Here is a 15,902-nt window from a genome sequence, read left to right as displayed (position 1 = left end):
TGAGGGGTTTTCCGTGAAGTTAGCAGAACAGATTGTCCAGCAACTCATCGACGCTGGGGTTAAAAGAATTTATGGTGTGGTAGGAGATTCTCTGAACCCGATTGTTGATGCAGTACGAGCATCCGGCGGTTCAGATAATGGAGGAATCGACTGGATACACGTCCGACATGAAGAAGTTGCAGCTTTCGCCGCTGGGGCTGAAGCACAACTCACCGGCAAACTAGCGGTCTGTGCAGGTTCCTGCGGCCCGGGAAATACTCACCTCATCAACGGGTTATACGACGCGCATCGTTCTCAGGCTCCAGTTCTTGCTATTGCCTCGCATATTCCTTCGGGACAAATCGGCACCGGTTATTTTCAAGAGACCCATCCCGAAAGAATCTTTGAAGAGTGCTCTGTTTATAACGAGATGGCTGTCTCCCCCGAACAAACATTACGCATTGTCAATTCAGCTATGCGTCACGCAATTGCTCGGAACGGTGTTGCCGTCGTCTCTATCCCCGGCGATATTGCTTCAGAAGATGCCGTCGAAGCAATTCCCGAATGGGGTACTTTGTGTCGAGCAGCCTTAACACCAACCTCTGAGACGCTTGAAGAAATTGCAGAACGCATCAATAAAGCACAAAAAGTCGCTATTTTTGCCGGTGCTGGGGTGGCTCAAGCACGCGAGCGCGTGATTGAACTTGCCGAAAAAATCGGTGCTCCTATCGGACATACGATGAGGGGTAAAGAGTTCATTCAATACGATAACCCGTACGATGTAGGAATGACTGGGCTGTTAGGTTATGGGGAGGCCGCTGAGGGTCTTAAGGAAGCTGACCTGATGTTGCTTTTGGGTACGGATTTCCCTTATGACCAATTCTTGCCTGATACTGAGACGATTCAGATTGATCGTCGTGCTGAGGTGATGGGCCGACGTACTAATGTGGGGTTGCTTGTTGAAGGCGATATTGAGACAACTCTCAACGGTGTTCTTCCGTTGGTTTCGAGAAAAGAAGACCGTAGTTTTCTTGAGAATCTTGTGAAGAAGAATCAGAAGATTATGGAGAAAGTTGTCAATGCTTATGCGAAGGATCCTAATACTTCTGCGCTCATTCACCCCGAATATGCTGCTACAGTACTGGATGAAGTTGCTGCTGAGGACGCTATTTTTACCGCTGATACGGGAATGTGTAATGTGTGGACGGCTCGTTATATTACCCCAGGTCCGAAGCGTCGTCTTTTAGGTTCGTTCTTGCATGGGTCGATGGCTAATGCGATGCCGATGGCATTAGGTGCCCAGATTTCTCATCCTGAACGTCAGGTAATTTCTGTCTCGGGTGATGGTGGTTTGTCGATGCTTCTTGGAGACTTGCTCACAGCCAAGATGTATAACCTGCCGATGACCGTGGTGGTGTTTAACAATTCGACGTTGGGTATGGTCAAGCTTGAACAGTTAGTTCAAGGTTTTGAGGATTATGGTGTAGACGTTCCTGAGGTTAATTATGCTGATATTGCTCAGGCAATGGGTTTTCAGGCTCAACGTGTTACGAATCCGGATGATCTTGAGGGGGCGTATCGAAAGGCGTTAGAGCATCGTGGCCCATCTTTGGTGGATGTTGTGACAGATCCTAATGCTCTTTCGATGCCTCCAGAAGTTGAGGCAAAACAGATTATTGGTTTTGCATCGTCGTTGTCGAAGATTGCTCTCAATCGTGGTGCTGGTGAGGCTGTTGCTATGGCTCGTTCGAATCTGCGTAATATGAGTGCTTGGAGGCAGATTCTTTAGGTTTGTGAACGGTCTTTAGCGTTTTAGACTTGTTCGTAGCCGAATCGGACGCCGTCTTGCCAGTGCAAGGCGGCGTCTATTCTGTCAAGCATCCTTGGGGAGCAGAGTTCTTGGGCTTCTTCAAGACTCACCCAACGAACTTGTGTGCTTTCTTCGTCGTTGACGCGTTCTTCTCCACTGATGTAGTGGCAGTAGAAGGTGTGGTCAAGGAATTGGCATTGGTCACCGTTGTTGAAGGTGTGTGGAGGGTCTGCTTTAAGCTGTGCTAAGGCGATAACTTCGATGCTGACGTTCGCTTCTTCTTGAGCTTCTCGGCGGATGGTTAGGGCTGGGTTTTCTCCGGGGTCGACGATTCCGGTAATGGGTGTCCATGCTCCGGAGTCACTTCGTTGAACCAGTAGAATCTTTTGGTCGCTTTGTCGTTGGATGACGGCTGTTGCGCCGGAGAGCCATAGCATGTCGTTGCCAATTTTTTCACGTAGTTTGGTGATGAATGATGGTGTTGGCATAGTGTTTTAGAGTTCCTTTGGGTTTTAGAAAAGGGTGTTTGATGGTGGGAAAAGTATTGCAAGTGTGGTGCCAAGGAGCATGAATGGACCAAATGCTATGTGTTGTTGTGGTGTTTTGGTACGTAGGAGGAGGAGGATGGCAAGGCTATAGATGCCGCCGAGGGTGAAGGTGAGCAATGTTGCCCAGCATAGGGTCAGGGGTGAGATAAAGCCGGTGAGCGCTCCAAGGATTCCGGAGAGTTTGACGTCGCCTAGACCCAGTCCACCGCGGGAGAATACTCGTAGTACGTAGTAGAAAAGTGTTAAGAGCACGGCTGAGTAGAGGGTATTTTTAACGCCGATGATGTTGTGTTCAAGGAGGTAGACCGCTATGAGCGGTAGCATAATCGTCAGGTATAGCGGAAGAACGATACGGTTAGGTAGTCGGTGTTCTCGTATGTCGATGATGCTCAGTTCTATAGCTCGATAGATGAAGTATATGAGGGTTAGGCTTAGTATGGTTCCTTGCGTGTTACTGAGCACTGTTCCACGATGAAAGTATTCGACGATGATATTCAGCATGGTGGTTCTTCTATGGTGTTTAGGAGCCGAAACGTCGTTGTCTGAGCGCGTAGTCGGCTAGGGCGTGAACGAAGTCTGTTCGAGTAAAATCTGGCCAGAGCGCTTCACAGAAGTAGAACTCTGAGTAGGCAGATTGCCAGGTGAGAAATCCTGAGAGGCGTTGTTCTCCAGAGGTTCTAATTAAAAGATCGGGGTCGGGTAGTCCACGGGTGTAGAGGTGTTCGCTGATATCTGAAGTTTCTAGTTGTTGCACTAGTTCTTCGAGAGAGGTTCCTCTCTGCTGCGCTTGTCGTAGAAGTTCTTTGACGGCATCGACGATTTCTTGTCTTCCACCGTATCCAACGGCAATGTTGACTTGTAGTGTGTTGATGTCTTGAGTTGCTTCTGTTGCTTTGTTGATGCTCTGTGTCAGAGTTTTTGGTAAGGCGTGAAGTCTGCCTACTGCATGTATTTTTGCAAGGTGTTTGTGGGTGAGCTCTTCAAGGAGGTTTTCGATAACGTCGAGGAGGTCTTGTAGTTCTTCTGGTTTTCGTTTGAGGTTTTCAGTGGAGAGCATGTAGAGGGTGACCATGGGGACGTTGAGTTCTTGGCACCATTGGAGGAAGTCGATAATGCGTTGAGCTCCACATTGATGCCCGTATTTGGTGTTTTTGCCTTGTTGCGCGGCCCATCTTCTGTTGCCGTCGACAAGGACACCCACGTGTTGTGGAAGTTTCTGGGGCGGAATGTTCTGAAACATCTGAAGCTGTTCAAGGCTTTGAGTTGATGAGGAATCTTCCACCTATAGCTCCTTATGTCATATTTTCTTCTGGTTTGAGCAAACAACGTCTTCTTTCATCGTACCGTGCTGAAGTCGTTCCACAATGTTTATTGCCTCTTGTCCTTAATGAGTATCGCAGAGATAATGGAGGAAACCACATTTTTAGGATTGGCGTTCACCAGTGACACACCGTTCATCTTCTTCAACTTCTTTATCGTCAGCTACTTCTCATCGTCCTTTTGAGAAGAAACCTCTTCTGCGTGGCTGGATACATGCCGGTTTTTCTCCCATTGTTTTTATTGCGGGGATTGTTCTTGTGGTGCTCTCTGGCGGTGGTGTTTTAGCAGTTGCATGCGCTATTTTCTCGTTGACGGGTGTCATACTTTTCGGTGTTTCTGGAATGTACCACCGAGGATATTGGGAAGATCGGGTGCGTCTTCTTCTCAAGCGTCTTGACCACGCTAACATTGCGCTGGTTATTGCCGGAACATATACCCCGTTTGCGTTTACGCTCCTTAACGGCCCAAAGCGTCAGATTCTTTTATGGAGTATTTGGGGCTGTGCCTTGGGTGTGGTTCTTTTTAGGGTGTTATGGACGTACGCTCCACGCTGGCTTTATACCCCTATTTATGTGGTGATGGGTCTTATGGCAGTGTTTTACCTTCAAGATTTTTGGAAGGTTTCTGTCATTGCAACGATTCTTATCGCAGCTGGTGGCGCTTTCTATATTCTTGGCGCCGTTTTTTACGGGACGAAAAGACCTCATCTTGCTCCCCATATTTTTGGGTTTCATGAGTTATTCCATGTGTGCACGGTTATCGGTTTTATTCTGCACTATATCGCAGTGGTGTTCTCCATCTACGCATAAGAATATTCTGGCGAAGACAGCGCGCACTTTATTTATTTTTCTGTTGGTGAGGACTTAGACGAAGTATCGTTATCGCCCGTCTGGGATTGCTGACGTTGTTGTGCTTCTTGTTCCATAGCGTATTGGTTACGGTACCTCATACGACGTACACGGCGCGTAAAATCCAACATCAACAAGATGATGAAAACACCTACGGTAAAAGTTGCAACAAATCCAAGGAACCCTGGAGAACCCGTTGGTGAGCCGTCCTGATTATATTGTGTGGTTGAGTTTGCCAGAAGTTGGGCTGTCTCCACAACAGCAAAAAGATACGTCATGCGTTACACCAGTTTTTCTTGGTCGTTGTTGTTCTAAGGATAGTCTTGTCAGTAGAAGAGCTGTCTCTTATTCTACGCGTTAGGTTCGGAACTCTTATAGTCGATTCCTTCTGCAAAGCACCATTCTGGTAGTTCTGAGTGGACTCTGCTTTTTGCTAATACGTATTCTTCCCAAGGCCAGATTTCTTTTTGCTGTTCAGGTGTGAGCGCGAAGAATGCGTCGGTTGGGCGAACCTGTGAGCGGTGCGCAAGAAGTGCACGGTCGTGGGTTTCAAAAAACTCCCAACACGAGATACGTGTCGTTGTGTGGTGGGAGGGGTACGGCGAAGGATGACGTTTTTCGTCTTCTTCTCTCTCATCAAGACGAGCCACCCACTGGGTGAAAGGACTTTCACCTTTGGTGCTAGTGAGGTATCGGTGGAAGGTTCTAATACGTTCTGGGTTGAAAGCACGGTCATAGTATATTTTTTGAACTTGCCATGGTTTCCCTAATTGTGGGTATGCTTTTTCGTCACCGGATTTTTCGTAAGCTTCCATTGCGACTCGGTGGGTCATAATGTGGTCGGGGTGAGGGTATCCGCCTCGTTCGTCGTAGCTCAGAATAATATGTGGACGGTATTCTCTAACGAGTTGGATTAACGGTGCAGCTGCTTGTTCTAGAGGCAGTGTTGCAAAAGAGCCCCAAGGAAGTTCTGGTAGTGGGTCGCCTTCAGGTAGTCCAGAATCCACAAACCCTATCCAACGATGCTCAATACCAATAATGTTGGCAGCTTCTGCCATTTCTTCACGTCGGACACCGGGGAGGTCTCGGTGGGCTTTAGGGTTTTCATTCACCTGTTCGTTGAGAATATCGCCGCGTTCTCCGCCTGTCATCGTTGCTACCATAACTCGTGCCCCACGATGCACGTATGCTGCCATTGTTGCAGAGCCTTTAGAAGATTCGTCATCGGGGTGTGCGTGTACCGCTAGAATACGTAGTCCTGCATAGTTCTCTGCTAAGGGTGAAGGCACCATATCTTTGAGGATGCTGTGAGAGTGTTTTGAGTCGGTCACGAAGAACTCCAATATTTTTTCGTTAGAGTAGCTAAAATAGTACATCTAGAACGTCAGCAGATGATGCGGTCTGAAGAAGACACTCTATTTTAGCGAATATCTGGTGGCGATAACCCAATCTAGGTTAACGAATATGAACGAAGGATGTCGTGACAACTAGCTTAGATTCACGCTACGGCAGAAAACCTACTCAAAGGAGCATACCAACGTGGGTATGGGTTCTTTTAGCTGGTTGTGTTACCGTCATCTCAATGCTTTTTGGGTGGTGGGTACAAAGTGATTCTTCAGCGACGTCTCCTCAGGCTCGTGATCTTTCACATCAGCTCACAAGCGCCGATGAAGTATCTCTGACTTTTGAGGTGCTCAAAGACCCTCACGTAGAAGCTGTCTGTGCGATTAAAGCGTTGAATTCTTCACGTGCCCCAGTCGGCTGGAAAGAGGTCATTATTCCGGCAGATACCGCCGGTGAGAGCTCGTCTCGAGTGCATGTTCAAACTGTTAAAATACGGGTTCTCTCCCCCGCTGTCACCGCGACCGTTGATACCTGTTGGAGTATGCGAACCTCGTCATAAGGTTTAGAATTCACACCACAAACTAGCACTTGTATGTTAGAACGGGTAAAGTTCGCTACAACTACTCTAATTTTGAGTGTCAGGATAACCGTTTGGTGAATCCTTAACCTCAAAAGTTTTATGAAAGGAAAGTACATGAGCGCTCATGAAGGTGCTTGGCTAACTCAAGAGGCATATGACCGCCTTAAAAAAGAGTTAGAACATATCTCTGGCCCGTACCGTCAAGAAATTATTGAACGTATTTCGGCAGCTCGCGATGAGGGAGACCTCAAAGAAAACGGCGGATACCATGCTGCACGTGAAGAGCAAGGCAAAAATGAAGCACGTATTGCTCAGTTAACTCAGTTGCTAGAGAACGCTCAAATTGGCGAAGCACCGCACAATGACGGGGTCGTTGATTCCGGAATGGTCGTTGAAGCAGAGCTTGCCGGTCGACCTTTCAAATTCCTTCTTGGATCACGCGAAGTTGCAGATTCTTTGGTCGGTGATTCTGGTCTTCAGGTCTTCTCTGAAAGCTCCCCCATGGGTTCTGCTATTTTGGGTTGCCGTGCCGGTGATGAAACGTCGTATGTTGCCCCAACCGGTAAGACGATTGACGTCAAGATTATCTCTGTCGTTCCTTTTGAATGATAGAAGACTCTTTGTCATTCTCATAGGCTCAGAAAACGTGATGCCATCGCATCTCTCCCGATAACGGGTGAGATGCGATGGCATCACTGATATTCAAAGCATTACCACCGATGATATTTAGTACACAACAATCGGTTTATAACCAGCTTCTGTTAGCCCATCAAGTACCTGCTGAATATGTTCATTCCCTTTAGTTTCCATATCAATAGTGATAGAAACATCTCCCATAGAAAGTGCACCGCCGACACGGGTGTGGTCCACACCCGTCACGTTCGCGTCCAAAGAAGAAATGATGGATGAGATAGTTGTTAGCTCGCCGGGACGGTCGTTCAACATCATTTTGATGGTTAGATACCGTCCAGCAGCCGAAAGACCGCGCTGAATCACTTTGAGCATCAGCATTGGGTCAATATTTCCACCAGAGAGCAAACATACTGTTGTCCCAAGGTTTCCGTATTGTTGGAGAAGTTTTCCATCCATCAAAGCAGCAACAGGAACAGACCCTGCCGGCTCTACCACCAACTTGTTACGCTCCATCAAAAAGATTAATGCTCTAGCAATATCATCTTCAGAGACGGTATGTACGTCATCAACCAGTTCTTTAATAATGGAGAAAGGCATTTGCCCAGGTCTACCGACAGCGATGCCGTCAGCGATTGTAGAGACTTTTTTCAAAGGGACCAGAGCGTCAGCAGCTAAAGAGAGCGGGTACGCTGCAGCATGTTCTGCTTGAACACCAATAATGCGAATCTTTCGGCCCGTCTTCTGTTCAAGTTCTCGAACGGCAACAGATAAACCAGCCAGTAACCCTCCCCCGCCAACACCAACGATGATAGTTTCAACATCAGGTACTTGTTCTAGGATTTCAATACCGATAGTTCCTTGGCCTGCGATAATATCAGGGTTATCGAAGGGGTGAACAAAAACGGCACCAGTTTCTTCGGCATAACGTTTTGCTTCTGCTAGGGCGTCGTCAACGGTGGCGCCGTGCAAGATAACCTGTGCCCCACGACTTTTAGTTGCAGCAACTTTCGGAAGTGCTGCACCTAAAGGCATGTAGATACGTGCTTTGATGCCTAGTTGTTGAGCGGCTAAAGCGACACCTTGTGCGTGATTACCTGCTGAGGCGGCGACTACTCCACGCGATTTTTCGTCCTCAGTAAGTTTTGCCATACGGACGTATGCTCCGCGTACTTTAAAAGATCCAGAACGTTGTAGGTTCTCACATTTAAAGTAAACTTCTGAGCCAATCATTTCTGATAGTGCTAAGGAGTGGTCCACCGGTGTGCGTTCAATGACCGGTTTGAGAAGATGAGCGGCTTGTTCAATATCTGCATATTGAACAGGTAATTGTGTTGAAACAGTGGACACAGGTGTTTCCTTTATGCGTTAGAGAATATCCGAAGAATAGTTTAAGAAACAAAAACTATCTCAAGAGTAGTGCAGTTATAGTGTTGATTCTTCTTGTTCGTGTTCTTTAAGCCGTTCAAGACGTTCTTTGACTTTATCAGCCACAGCTTTACGTTTTTTACGAGCAATTTCATGTTCGTAGAGAAACTCTTTAGTACGAATTTCTGGGTCTTTTTCCCACTCACGTCGGGCCAGATAACGCACGATAGTATTCATCACAGCAAGAACTGGAACAGAGAATAACGCACCAAGAGGCCCATAAAGGATAGTTCCGCTAGCTACCGCAAAAATGACGGCGAGAGGATGTAAGGAGACGGCTTTACCCATAACTAGGGGCTGCAAGATATGCGATTCAATCTGCTGTACGAGAAGAACCATCAGCAACATAATCAGAGCGTTAAACCAGCCGTTAGCGACGAGAGCAAGGAGTACCGCAATCGCACCGGTTACGAGAGCACCCACAATAGGGATAAAAGAGCCAAGGAATACGAGTACACCCAGCGGAATAGCTAGCGGGACTCCGAGGAAGAACGCTGCTAAACCGATACCAAGAGCATCCACGAAGGCAACAAAAACTTGAACGTGAACGTAGCTTACGAGAGAACGCCAGCCACGACGTCCGGCACCGTTAACTGCTTCACGTGCAGTTTCAGGGAAGAGACCTACCAAGAAGATCCAGATTCTTTCGCCTTCAAGGAGGAAGAAAATCAGGGTGAAGAGAACAAGAGCAGTACCTGTTCCGATATCTGCTGCGGTAGAGCCGAGGGAGGCAACACCCGAGAGGATGGAGCCAGAGTTATTTTTGATGAATTGTGTAAACTCCGAAAAATGTGAGTCTATTTCTTTGAGGTCTAAAGCAATTGGAGATTGGTCAATCATCCCGAGAACAGTGTGGTATCCCTGCACAATTTCGTCTGATAGGGAGGAGAATCCAGAGGTAATTTGTTGCCCGACGAGAGTGAGCAGTCCAACAACAACCGCGATGAACCCGAGCTCAACAATGGCTGTTGCGTATCCTCGTCTAAGACCGTATTTGCGCAGGAAAAATACCGCTGGTGAGATGAGCGCAGCAAGAAGTACCGCTACCGCGATAGAAACAATGATGATACTAATTTTTGCGGCAACCCAATGGAGGCAAGCTAATGCGAAGAGAACTATGAGAAGTCTCCACGACCAAGCGGCAGCAGTGCGTAGGGCAAATGGAATGTATCGTTCATCGCCGTGGTACCAAGAACTTTGTTCAATATGATTTTTCGGTGCTGGTGAGGGGGTAGTTTCGCTCATGCGTACTATTCTTCCACATCTTTAGACAAGTCGTTATTTTCGGGGAGAAATAAACGTAAGAAAAGGTTGCATATAAACGTTCAGGGCACACGAGATCTCTCGTGCGCCCTGAACTTTCGTGGTTAGGATGTGATTTTTAGCGTTCCATCATTTCACGAACGTACATGAGGATACGGAGAATCTCGATGTAGAGCCATACCAGAGATGAGGTTAGGGCGAATGCCATACGCCATGATTCACGTTCTGGTGCACCGTATCGTACAGCTTCGCTGACGTGGGTGAAGTCAAGAATGAGGGAGTACACGCAAAGAGCAACAGCAAAGAGCCCAATAATGAGGCCGAGAGGAATACCCATGACTTCAATGCTGCGAACGTTTGTTCCGCCGAAGAGGGTCATGCCAAGGTTGACGAGACAGAAAATTGCATATGAGATAGCTGCGATGGTGAAGAATTTCGTCATCTTAGGTGATTCACGCAATTTACCGTTACGGAAAAGAACCAGAAGTGTACCAAAGACGATGAAGGTTGCAAGAACAGCCTGCCCAACGATACCCGGGTAGCGTGTTTCTGCCATGGCAGAGAAACCGCCAAGGAGCATACCTTGTGCTAGGGCGTATGCCATCACAAGTACGGGAGAAACCTCTTTTTTGAAACCGTTAACAAGTCCCAGAACAATAGAACCGACTAAACCGGCTACAACGAGTATGGGGAACATCACCGATGCGGCTGCGCCAACCAGTAGGATGACAAAGTTGATAGCAACTTTGACGATGACGTCGTTCATGCTCATCTGCCCCGTTTGAGCGCTTGTTGCGCTGGGGGACTGATACATTGCGTTGAGATCAGCGGCGGTAGGAGTCTCCTCACGAGGTGAGGTAGGTGTATATCCGTACGGTGCGGAAGAGCTCTGACCGTTGGAGTATGCGCCACCAGCGCCGAATTGTCCAAAGCGAGAATCCTTCTTTTGAGAATCTAGCATGGAATTGATGAGGGGGTTGCCTGCCACGAGAACAATCTCCTTTAGTTCTATAATTCTGTCTCTACCAGACTATCGGAGAACCGTGATATTCGTGGGGACTTTTGGTGAAAAGCACAGTATTTCCTAGGGTTCTAACAGTTTCAGAAATATTGAGTATCATGGCGACAATACTCACGGTACTTCTACCGTATAAACAAATGTGGTCTCATCAGTATTCACTGATGAGACCACATTCTCGTATGTGCTCCTACTGGGACTCGAACCCAGAACACAAGGATTTTAAGTCCTCTGCCTCTGCCAATTGGGCTATAGGAGCAATATCGGCAGCTAGATTTTAGAAAACAACTGCCTTACCACTATACCGTATAGAACGAATAGTGTTGTCCTGTACATAGATAACTCTAGGCACAGGACATTATTATAGCCATAAAATTGCGTTGAACGCACTTTTTATTACAGGCGTGCCTTACTCTTTTCAGGAGCAGTTCCGGTTGCGCTTTGGAATGCGCGACGTGGAGAACGCTGATGGCGGATAGAAGAGGTGTCACGGCCGAAGATTTGGTTCAACGCCCAAATGCTCATAACACGTACAGTACGCTCAGCGGTGGGGATAGCCATGCCGTGGTATCCGCGGTGCATCAACCATGCAATAGGTCCGCCGATGGTCTTACCCTTGAAGTTCGCGACGCCCTTCCACAAGCCGAGTCCAGCAACAACACCGATGGTCTCATGGTAGTAGTCGGTGAGTGCTTCACCGCGACGAGAAGCCAATAGGTTCTGTGCAAGCTTAACAGCCTGACGGGAAGCGTGCTGTGCGTTAGGTACGCAGAAGCCGCCAACTCCGCCACCAGAAAGGTCAGGAACAGCAGCGTTATCGCCAGCTGCCCAAGCACCCTCGATGACGCCGTCATCACCGGTAACTCGTAGGTCTGCGCCGACACGCACACGACCGCGCTCGTCCAGAGGAAGGTCGGTGTTCTTGAGCATGGGGGATGCTGCAACACCAGCAGTCCAGATAAGAGTGTCGGTGTCAAGCTCACCAGCAGGAGACTTGTCTCCCATGTTAATCAACGCAAGATGACCGTCGGTAGCATCTGCCAAAGAAGTATTGAGTAGAACCTCAATACCGCGGCCGCGAAGCTCTTCAACGACCTTTTCAGCGCGCTCTGCAGGGACCTCAGGCATGATACGGGGTGCAGCTTCAACGAGAACAAAACGAAGGTCAGATACGCGAAGGCGACCGTTGCGTTCTACGGCGACACGAGCCATATCTTCAAGTTCGGAGATTGTCTCGACACCAGCGAAACCGCCACCAACAATAACGAAGGTGAGGGCGCGACGGCGTTCATCTGCATCATCAAGCATAGAAGCAACTTCGATGCGTTCAAGCACCCAGTTGCGAACAGATACTGCTTCTTCTACGGTTTTCATGCCGATAGCAATTTCGGCAAGCCCCGGAATGGGGAATGCGCGGGTTACTGCACCTGCACCAATGACGATTTCGTCGTAAGTAACCTCAAAAGGCTCTCCTACGTCGATAGGTTCAATAGTTGCGGTGCGAGTTGCATGGTTAATTGCGGTGACTCGACCACCAACAACTTCGCAGTTCTTGAGGTGCTGACGTAGAGGAACGGTAGCGTTGCGACCTTCCATAGAACCTGCAGCAACTTCTGGCAAGAAGGGCTGGTATGTCATATAGGGGTTAGGGTCTACAACGGTAACGATACCGCCAGTTTCTTTAATGGTCTTCTGAATTTTCTGGGCGACGGTGAATCCTACGTAGCCACCGCCGACAATGAGAACTCGAGGACGATCCTGAGCTAGTTTGGTGAATGCCATATTTATTTTGCTACTTCCTTAGGTTGAGATATGAGAGCTGTCTATGCACTCGTACCTGTATCTGCACCGCATGTTTAACTGTTAAAAGTACAACATCCTTTAGAGCGCAAAACAGCGCGGTGGGAGGACAATTGCTCAATATGCTATCTTGCCACTTAAGCCGAACTTTTCCTACTCTACAGGGCATTTTTTTCTTCAAGGATTTAGCTTTTCTTGATTCTTATTTCGGCTACCCTTGTGGCCTACGCCTCTTTTTCTGTGTTCTGACTAGCTGAGTTAGCGAGCGAATGGAGTATCTTGTGATGATAAACGTCCACAGAAAAAATCCACCCACCACAATAAAAGGCAAGATGCCAGAATCTTCAGCTGGACGGCGAGGAGTTGGCGGCGAAGCCACCGGAATATGCTCATCAGCGTGATGTGTTGGAACACTCGAACGAGGAGTCGGTTGGCTCTCATTCTTACGATGAACCTGTATCCACTGACGCATCGACCCCAACGGGTTCTCTTCAGCTTCATCAGAAGTTTTAGGATTCAAGGCTTTTGCGGGGTTAATAATCCCGTACCCGTACAATGCATCTCGTCCGTTTTCTCCAGCATCATCAGCCGAAGAAATAATACGCTGAATAACCTGAGCAGCAGTAAGGTTTGGATACTTTTCTTTAATGAGAGCTGCCAAACCCGAGACAATAGGTGCTGCCCCAGAGGTGCCTGACCATACCGCATATTTATTATCGGGGGTCGCGCCCATAAGATTTTCGCTGGGTGCAGCAACAGCAATCGAAATACCTTGAGAGGATGAAGACCAAGAATCTTGCTTATTCTGGTTCACTCCCCCAACAGTTAGCACCCCCGGCATCGTTGCAGGGGCACCAACTTGAGTAATTCCAGAGCCTCGGTTACCGGCAGAAGCTACAATAATGACGCCTTTTTCTTCGGCATAGGCGAAGGCACTATCCCATTGTTCTGGCCAGTTTGTGCTATCTGAGCCAACAGAAAGGTTGATGATATCAGCACCGTGGTCTACCGCGTACCGGACCGCTTCAGGAAGCTGCTCATCAATATTTTTTGCACCCTCAGAGATACCACCAATCTCTAAAGAAATTGGAAGAATCTTAGCTTCTGGAGCAACCCCTATCATTCCAGCTGGACGTGCACCACCGACGCCGGAGAAGGTTGGCGTGTTTGGGTCGCGGTGCCCGTGCCCTGCAATTAACGAAGCGACCATTGTTCCGTGTTCAGGTTCAACGCCGAGACCTTTCCAGCCTCGAGCAGAGCCAATACCCGAAACGTCCGTCCCAGGTAGAACATTGTTTTTCAGGTCTTGGTGGCTTTGGTCTACGCCGGTGTCAATCACCGCGACAGTGACCCCACGCCCAGTAGCTTCTTTCCAGACGGAGCTGAAACCATAATCTTTAAGCCAGTATTCTCGGGCGCGAACCGCGTCTCCTTTAGGTACGTCAATGGTCGGGATAGAGGGAAGAACACCCGGTTGCTGTGATGGTGCAGTTGGTGGTTGTGGCGCAGGTGAAACAGATACCTTTGGGGTAGGTGTAGGGGCGGCCACAGGCTGGGCTAGCGACACAGAAACGGTTAGAACGCTCAAAGATAAGGTCGCCACAAAACAAGCGTATCTTTTCATTCGTCGAGAAGATGCAGGCACAGAAGAGCAAGATGTAGACGTTATGTGCTTAGGCATAGGCTCTCCTCAAAGAATGTTATCTCAAGAAAAGACAACAAACATCATGATAAAACGCTGTTGAATACCTAAACGCATTATCGTTGCGAGAGTACCAACCCATCAAGAATATCGTGTTCACTAGCGGTAGCGCTATATACAGCTCCATCTGTGAGCTGTTCTAAACGTCGAATAATATGTGCCCAAATAACAGCACCAGTACCAATGACATCTACACGGCCGGGGTGCATAAACCCGCGTTCAGCGCGTTCTTGAGCAGTCATTTGAGCCAAACGATAACAAGCCTGTTCAATCTCTTGAACGTTAAGCTGTGCGCCGTTGATTTTCTGAGGATCATAGCTTTCAAGCCCGTAATGTTCTGCAACAATGGTGGTAACGGTACCAGCAACCCCAACCACTCGTTGCGCTTGAGATAATTGAACGTAGTTAAGAACTTCTTCGAGAGCTTCATCGACGTCAGCAATAATCCGTTGTCTTTGTTCTTCACTCATCGGGGCCGTCACCTGATGCCGTTCAGTAAGACGTACACAACCAATATTCACTGAACGCGCAGCAATCAGTGAATGCCTATCCCCTAAAACGAATTCTGTAGATCCGCCACCTAAATCGATAACAAGTGTTTTTCCTTCGTTCGTTCCAAGAGAAGAAAGCGCCCCATAGAAAGATAGCTCTGCTTCTTCGTCACCAGTGATGACTTCTGGTGTGACCCCTAAAATGTCTTGTATTCCTTGAATAAAAACATCTTTGTTCGTGGCGTCTCTTGTGGCGCTTGTCGCCCCAAAACGAAGAGACTGAACACCGTGCTCAGAGATAATTTGTGCGTACTCGCGGGCAACTTTAAAAGTTCTTTCGAGGGCTTCTTCTGAAAACTTGCCCGTAGCGTCAACGCCTTCTCCAAGGCGTACAATTCGCATAAGACGTACGACATCGTGAAGGGTGCTCACACCGTTCTGTGTCTCAACGTCTGCAATGAGGAGTCGTAGGGAGTTCGTTCCGCAGTCAATAGCACCGATACGCACGTCGAAGTCTTCTTTCTCTTATTGAGCGGTTTCTTGGTCGGTTGAGACAAAGCTATGGCGCCATTGTGGGTCACACGCGCATTGTTCGGGAGTCCACCAAGGTGCAATCAGTTCGAGCGTCTCATCCCCCATAGGGTTAATTCCGCGTCCGACAGAGAGGGTGTGTCCAAGTACCGCGTGAAGACACTTAACGCGTACTGGCATACCGCCGGCAGAGATACCGTCAATTTCAGGAACTTCTTCGGTGTTGGTCTTGATACGGATACGTTCACGTTCACGAAGATAGTTTTCGTGTGCTTGCTGATATTGCTGAGCTAATTCGGTGTCTTCAGCAAGACGGTCTGTCATCTCGTACATTTTTCCCTCAGCTTCTAGACGACTAGCAGCTGCAGTAATCGCAGGGTGTGCTAGGTAGAAGACCGTGGGGAAGGGCGAACCGTTTGATAGTCGTGGTGCAGTTGCCGCAACGAGAGGGTTTCCGCAGCGACAGCGAGCAGGGATTTCTGCAACGTCACGCACTTTTCGACCCAATTGTTCAGAAAGTACGTGAAGATCGAGTTCGGTAGGTTCTAGGGTTTCTGCGCTCACGCCGAAACCTTGCGGGTTAGTAGTGTTAGTCATGATGAAGTTCCTT

General features: G+C 48.3%; 16 protein-coding genes and 1 tRNA gene. 4 read left to right on the top strand and 13 right to left on the bottom strand.

What is annotated here, in order from left to right; genetic code table 11:
* Window positions 1-13: 13 nt before the first annotated feature.
* Window positions 14-1,768 carry a pyruvate dehydrogenase gene (locus ACN084_RS06945; protein WP_419102041.1) on the top strand — a complete coding sequence of 585 codons (1,755 nt, stop codon included), beginning with the start codon at window positions 14-16 and terminating at the stop codon, window positions 1,766-1,768.
* Window positions 1,769-1,791: 23 nt separating this feature from the next.
* On the opposite strand, the gene ACN084_RS06940 is transcribed toward ACN084_RS06945, so the two are convergent.
* The 3 genes from ACN084_RS06940 to uppS are packed head-to-tail and all read right to left on the bottom strand — an operon-like array spanning window position 1,792 to window position 3,577.
* Window positions 1,792-2,277, bottom strand: coding sequence for an NUDIX hydrolase (locus tag ACN084_RS06940; RefSeq protein ID WP_419106349.1), 486 nt, complete (start codon window positions 2,275-2,277; stop codon window positions 1,792-1,794).
* A 24-nt stretch (window positions 2,278-2,301) separates the two neighbouring features.
* Window positions 2,302-2,838: a prepilin peptidase gene (locus ACN084_RS06935; protein WP_419106348.1), complete on the bottom strand. Its 537-nt coding sequence runs from the start codon at window positions 2,836-2,838 to the stop codon at window positions 2,302-2,304.
* Between the two features lie 19 nt (window positions 2,839-2,857).
* Window positions 2,858-3,577: a polyprenyl diphosphate synthase gene (gene uppS, locus ACN084_RS06930; RefSeq protein ID WP_419106398.1), complete on the bottom strand. Its 720-nt coding sequence runs from the start codon at window positions 3,575-3,577 to the stop codon at window positions 2,858-2,860.
* A gap of 202 nt (window positions 3,578-3,779) precedes the next feature.
* Between uppS and trhA the strand changes: the two genes are divergently transcribed.
* Window positions 3,780-4,466, top strand: coding sequence for a PAQR family membrane homeostasis protein TrhA (gene trhA, locus ACN084_RS06925; protein WP_419102037.1), 687 nt, complete (start codon window positions 3,780-3,782; stop codon window positions 4,464-4,466).
* A gap of 32 nt (window positions 4,467-4,498) precedes the next feature.
* Here the strand turns inward: trhA and ACN084_RS06920 are convergent, their stop codons facing one another.
* Window positions 4,499-4,783, bottom strand: coding sequence for a hypothetical protein (locus ACN084_RS06920; RefSeq protein ID WP_419106347.1), 285 nt, complete (start codon window positions 4,781-4,783; stop codon window positions 4,499-4,501).
* A gap of 72 nt (window positions 4,784-4,855) precedes the next feature.
* Entirely contained in the window at window positions 4,856-5,797 is a 942-nt protein-coding gene (mca, locus tag ACN084_RS06915; protein WP_419102223.1) for a mycothiol conjugate amidase Mca, read from the bottom strand.
* Between the two features lie 188 nt (window positions 5,798-5,985).
* Here mca and ACN084_RS06910 point away from each other — a divergent pair, with 188 nt between their 5' ends.
* Together ACN084_RS06910 and greA are read left to right on the top strand one after the other, a co-directional pair.
* On the top strand, window positions 5,986-6,408 hold the full coding sequence (locus ACN084_RS06910; RefSeq protein WP_419102035.1) for a DUF4307 domain-containing protein: 423 nt from the start codon (window positions 5,986-5,988) through the stop codon (window positions 6,406-6,408).
* 135 nt (window positions 6,409-6,543) lie between these two features.
* Window positions 6,544-7,038, top strand: coding sequence for a transcription elongation factor GreA (greA, locus tag ACN084_RS06905; RefSeq protein ID WP_419102034.1), 495 nt, complete (start codon window positions 6,544-6,546; stop codon window positions 7,036-7,038).
* Between the two features lie 117 nt (window positions 7,039-7,155).
* On the opposite strand, the gene ilvA is transcribed toward greA, so the two are convergent.
* From ilvA to ACN084_RS06865, 8 genes are all read right to left on the bottom strand, one after another.
* Window positions 7,156-8,409: a threonine ammonia-lyase gene (gene ilvA, locus ACN084_RS06900; protein ID WP_419102033.1), complete on the bottom strand. Its 1,254-nt coding sequence runs from the start codon at window positions 8,407-8,409 to the stop codon at window positions 7,156-7,158.
* 75 nt (window positions 8,410-8,484) lie between these two features.
* A complete protein-coding gene (locus tag ACN084_RS06895) occupies window positions 8,485-9,732 on the bottom strand; it encodes an AI-2E family transporter (RefSeq protein ID WP_419106346.1) in 1,248 nt (415 codons plus the stop codon).
* Window positions 9,733-9,868: 136 nt separating this feature from the next.
* Window positions 9,869-10,738, bottom strand: coding sequence for a Bax inhibitor-1/YccA family membrane protein (locus ACN084_RS06890; protein ID WP_419106345.1), 870 nt, complete (start codon window positions 10,736-10,738; stop codon window positions 9,869-9,871).
* Between the two features lie 215 nt (window positions 10,739-10,953).
* Window positions 10,954-11,027: transfer RNA gene (locus ACN084_RS06885), tRNA-Leu, on the bottom strand.
* A 137-nt stretch (window positions 11,028-11,164) separates the two neighbouring features.
* A complete protein-coding gene (locus tag ACN084_RS06880) occupies window positions 11,165-12,550 on the bottom strand; it encodes an NAD(P)/FAD-dependent oxidoreductase (protein WP_419102030.1) in 1,386 nt (461 codons plus the stop codon).
* 229 nt (window positions 12,551-12,779) lie between these two features.
* Entirely contained in the window at window positions 12,780-14,249 is a 1,470-nt protein-coding gene (locus ACN084_RS06875; protein WP_419106344.1) for a S8 family serine peptidase, read from the bottom strand.
* A gap of 77 nt (window positions 14,250-14,326) precedes the next feature.
* Entirely contained in the window at window positions 14,327-15,268 is a 942-nt protein-coding gene (locus tag ACN084_RS06870; RefSeq protein ID WP_419106343.1) for an exopolyphosphatase, read from the bottom strand.
* Between the two features lie 18 nt (window positions 15,269-15,286).
* On the bottom strand, window positions 15,287-15,889 hold the full coding sequence (locus ACN084_RS06865; RefSeq protein ID WP_419102027.1) for a DUF501 domain-containing protein: 603 nt from the start codon (window positions 15,887-15,889) through the stop codon (window positions 15,287-15,289).
* Between the last annotated feature and the right edge of the window lie 13 nt (window positions 15,890-15,902).

The organism is Rothia sp. P7208 (genome assembly GCF_048512915.1).
Taxonomy (GTDB): domain Bacteria; phylum Actinomycetota; class Actinomycetes; order Actinomycetales; family Micrococcaceae; genus Rothia.
Note: the sequence above shows the minus strand (reverse complement) of the source record. Positions and strands in the feature narration are given on the sequence as shown.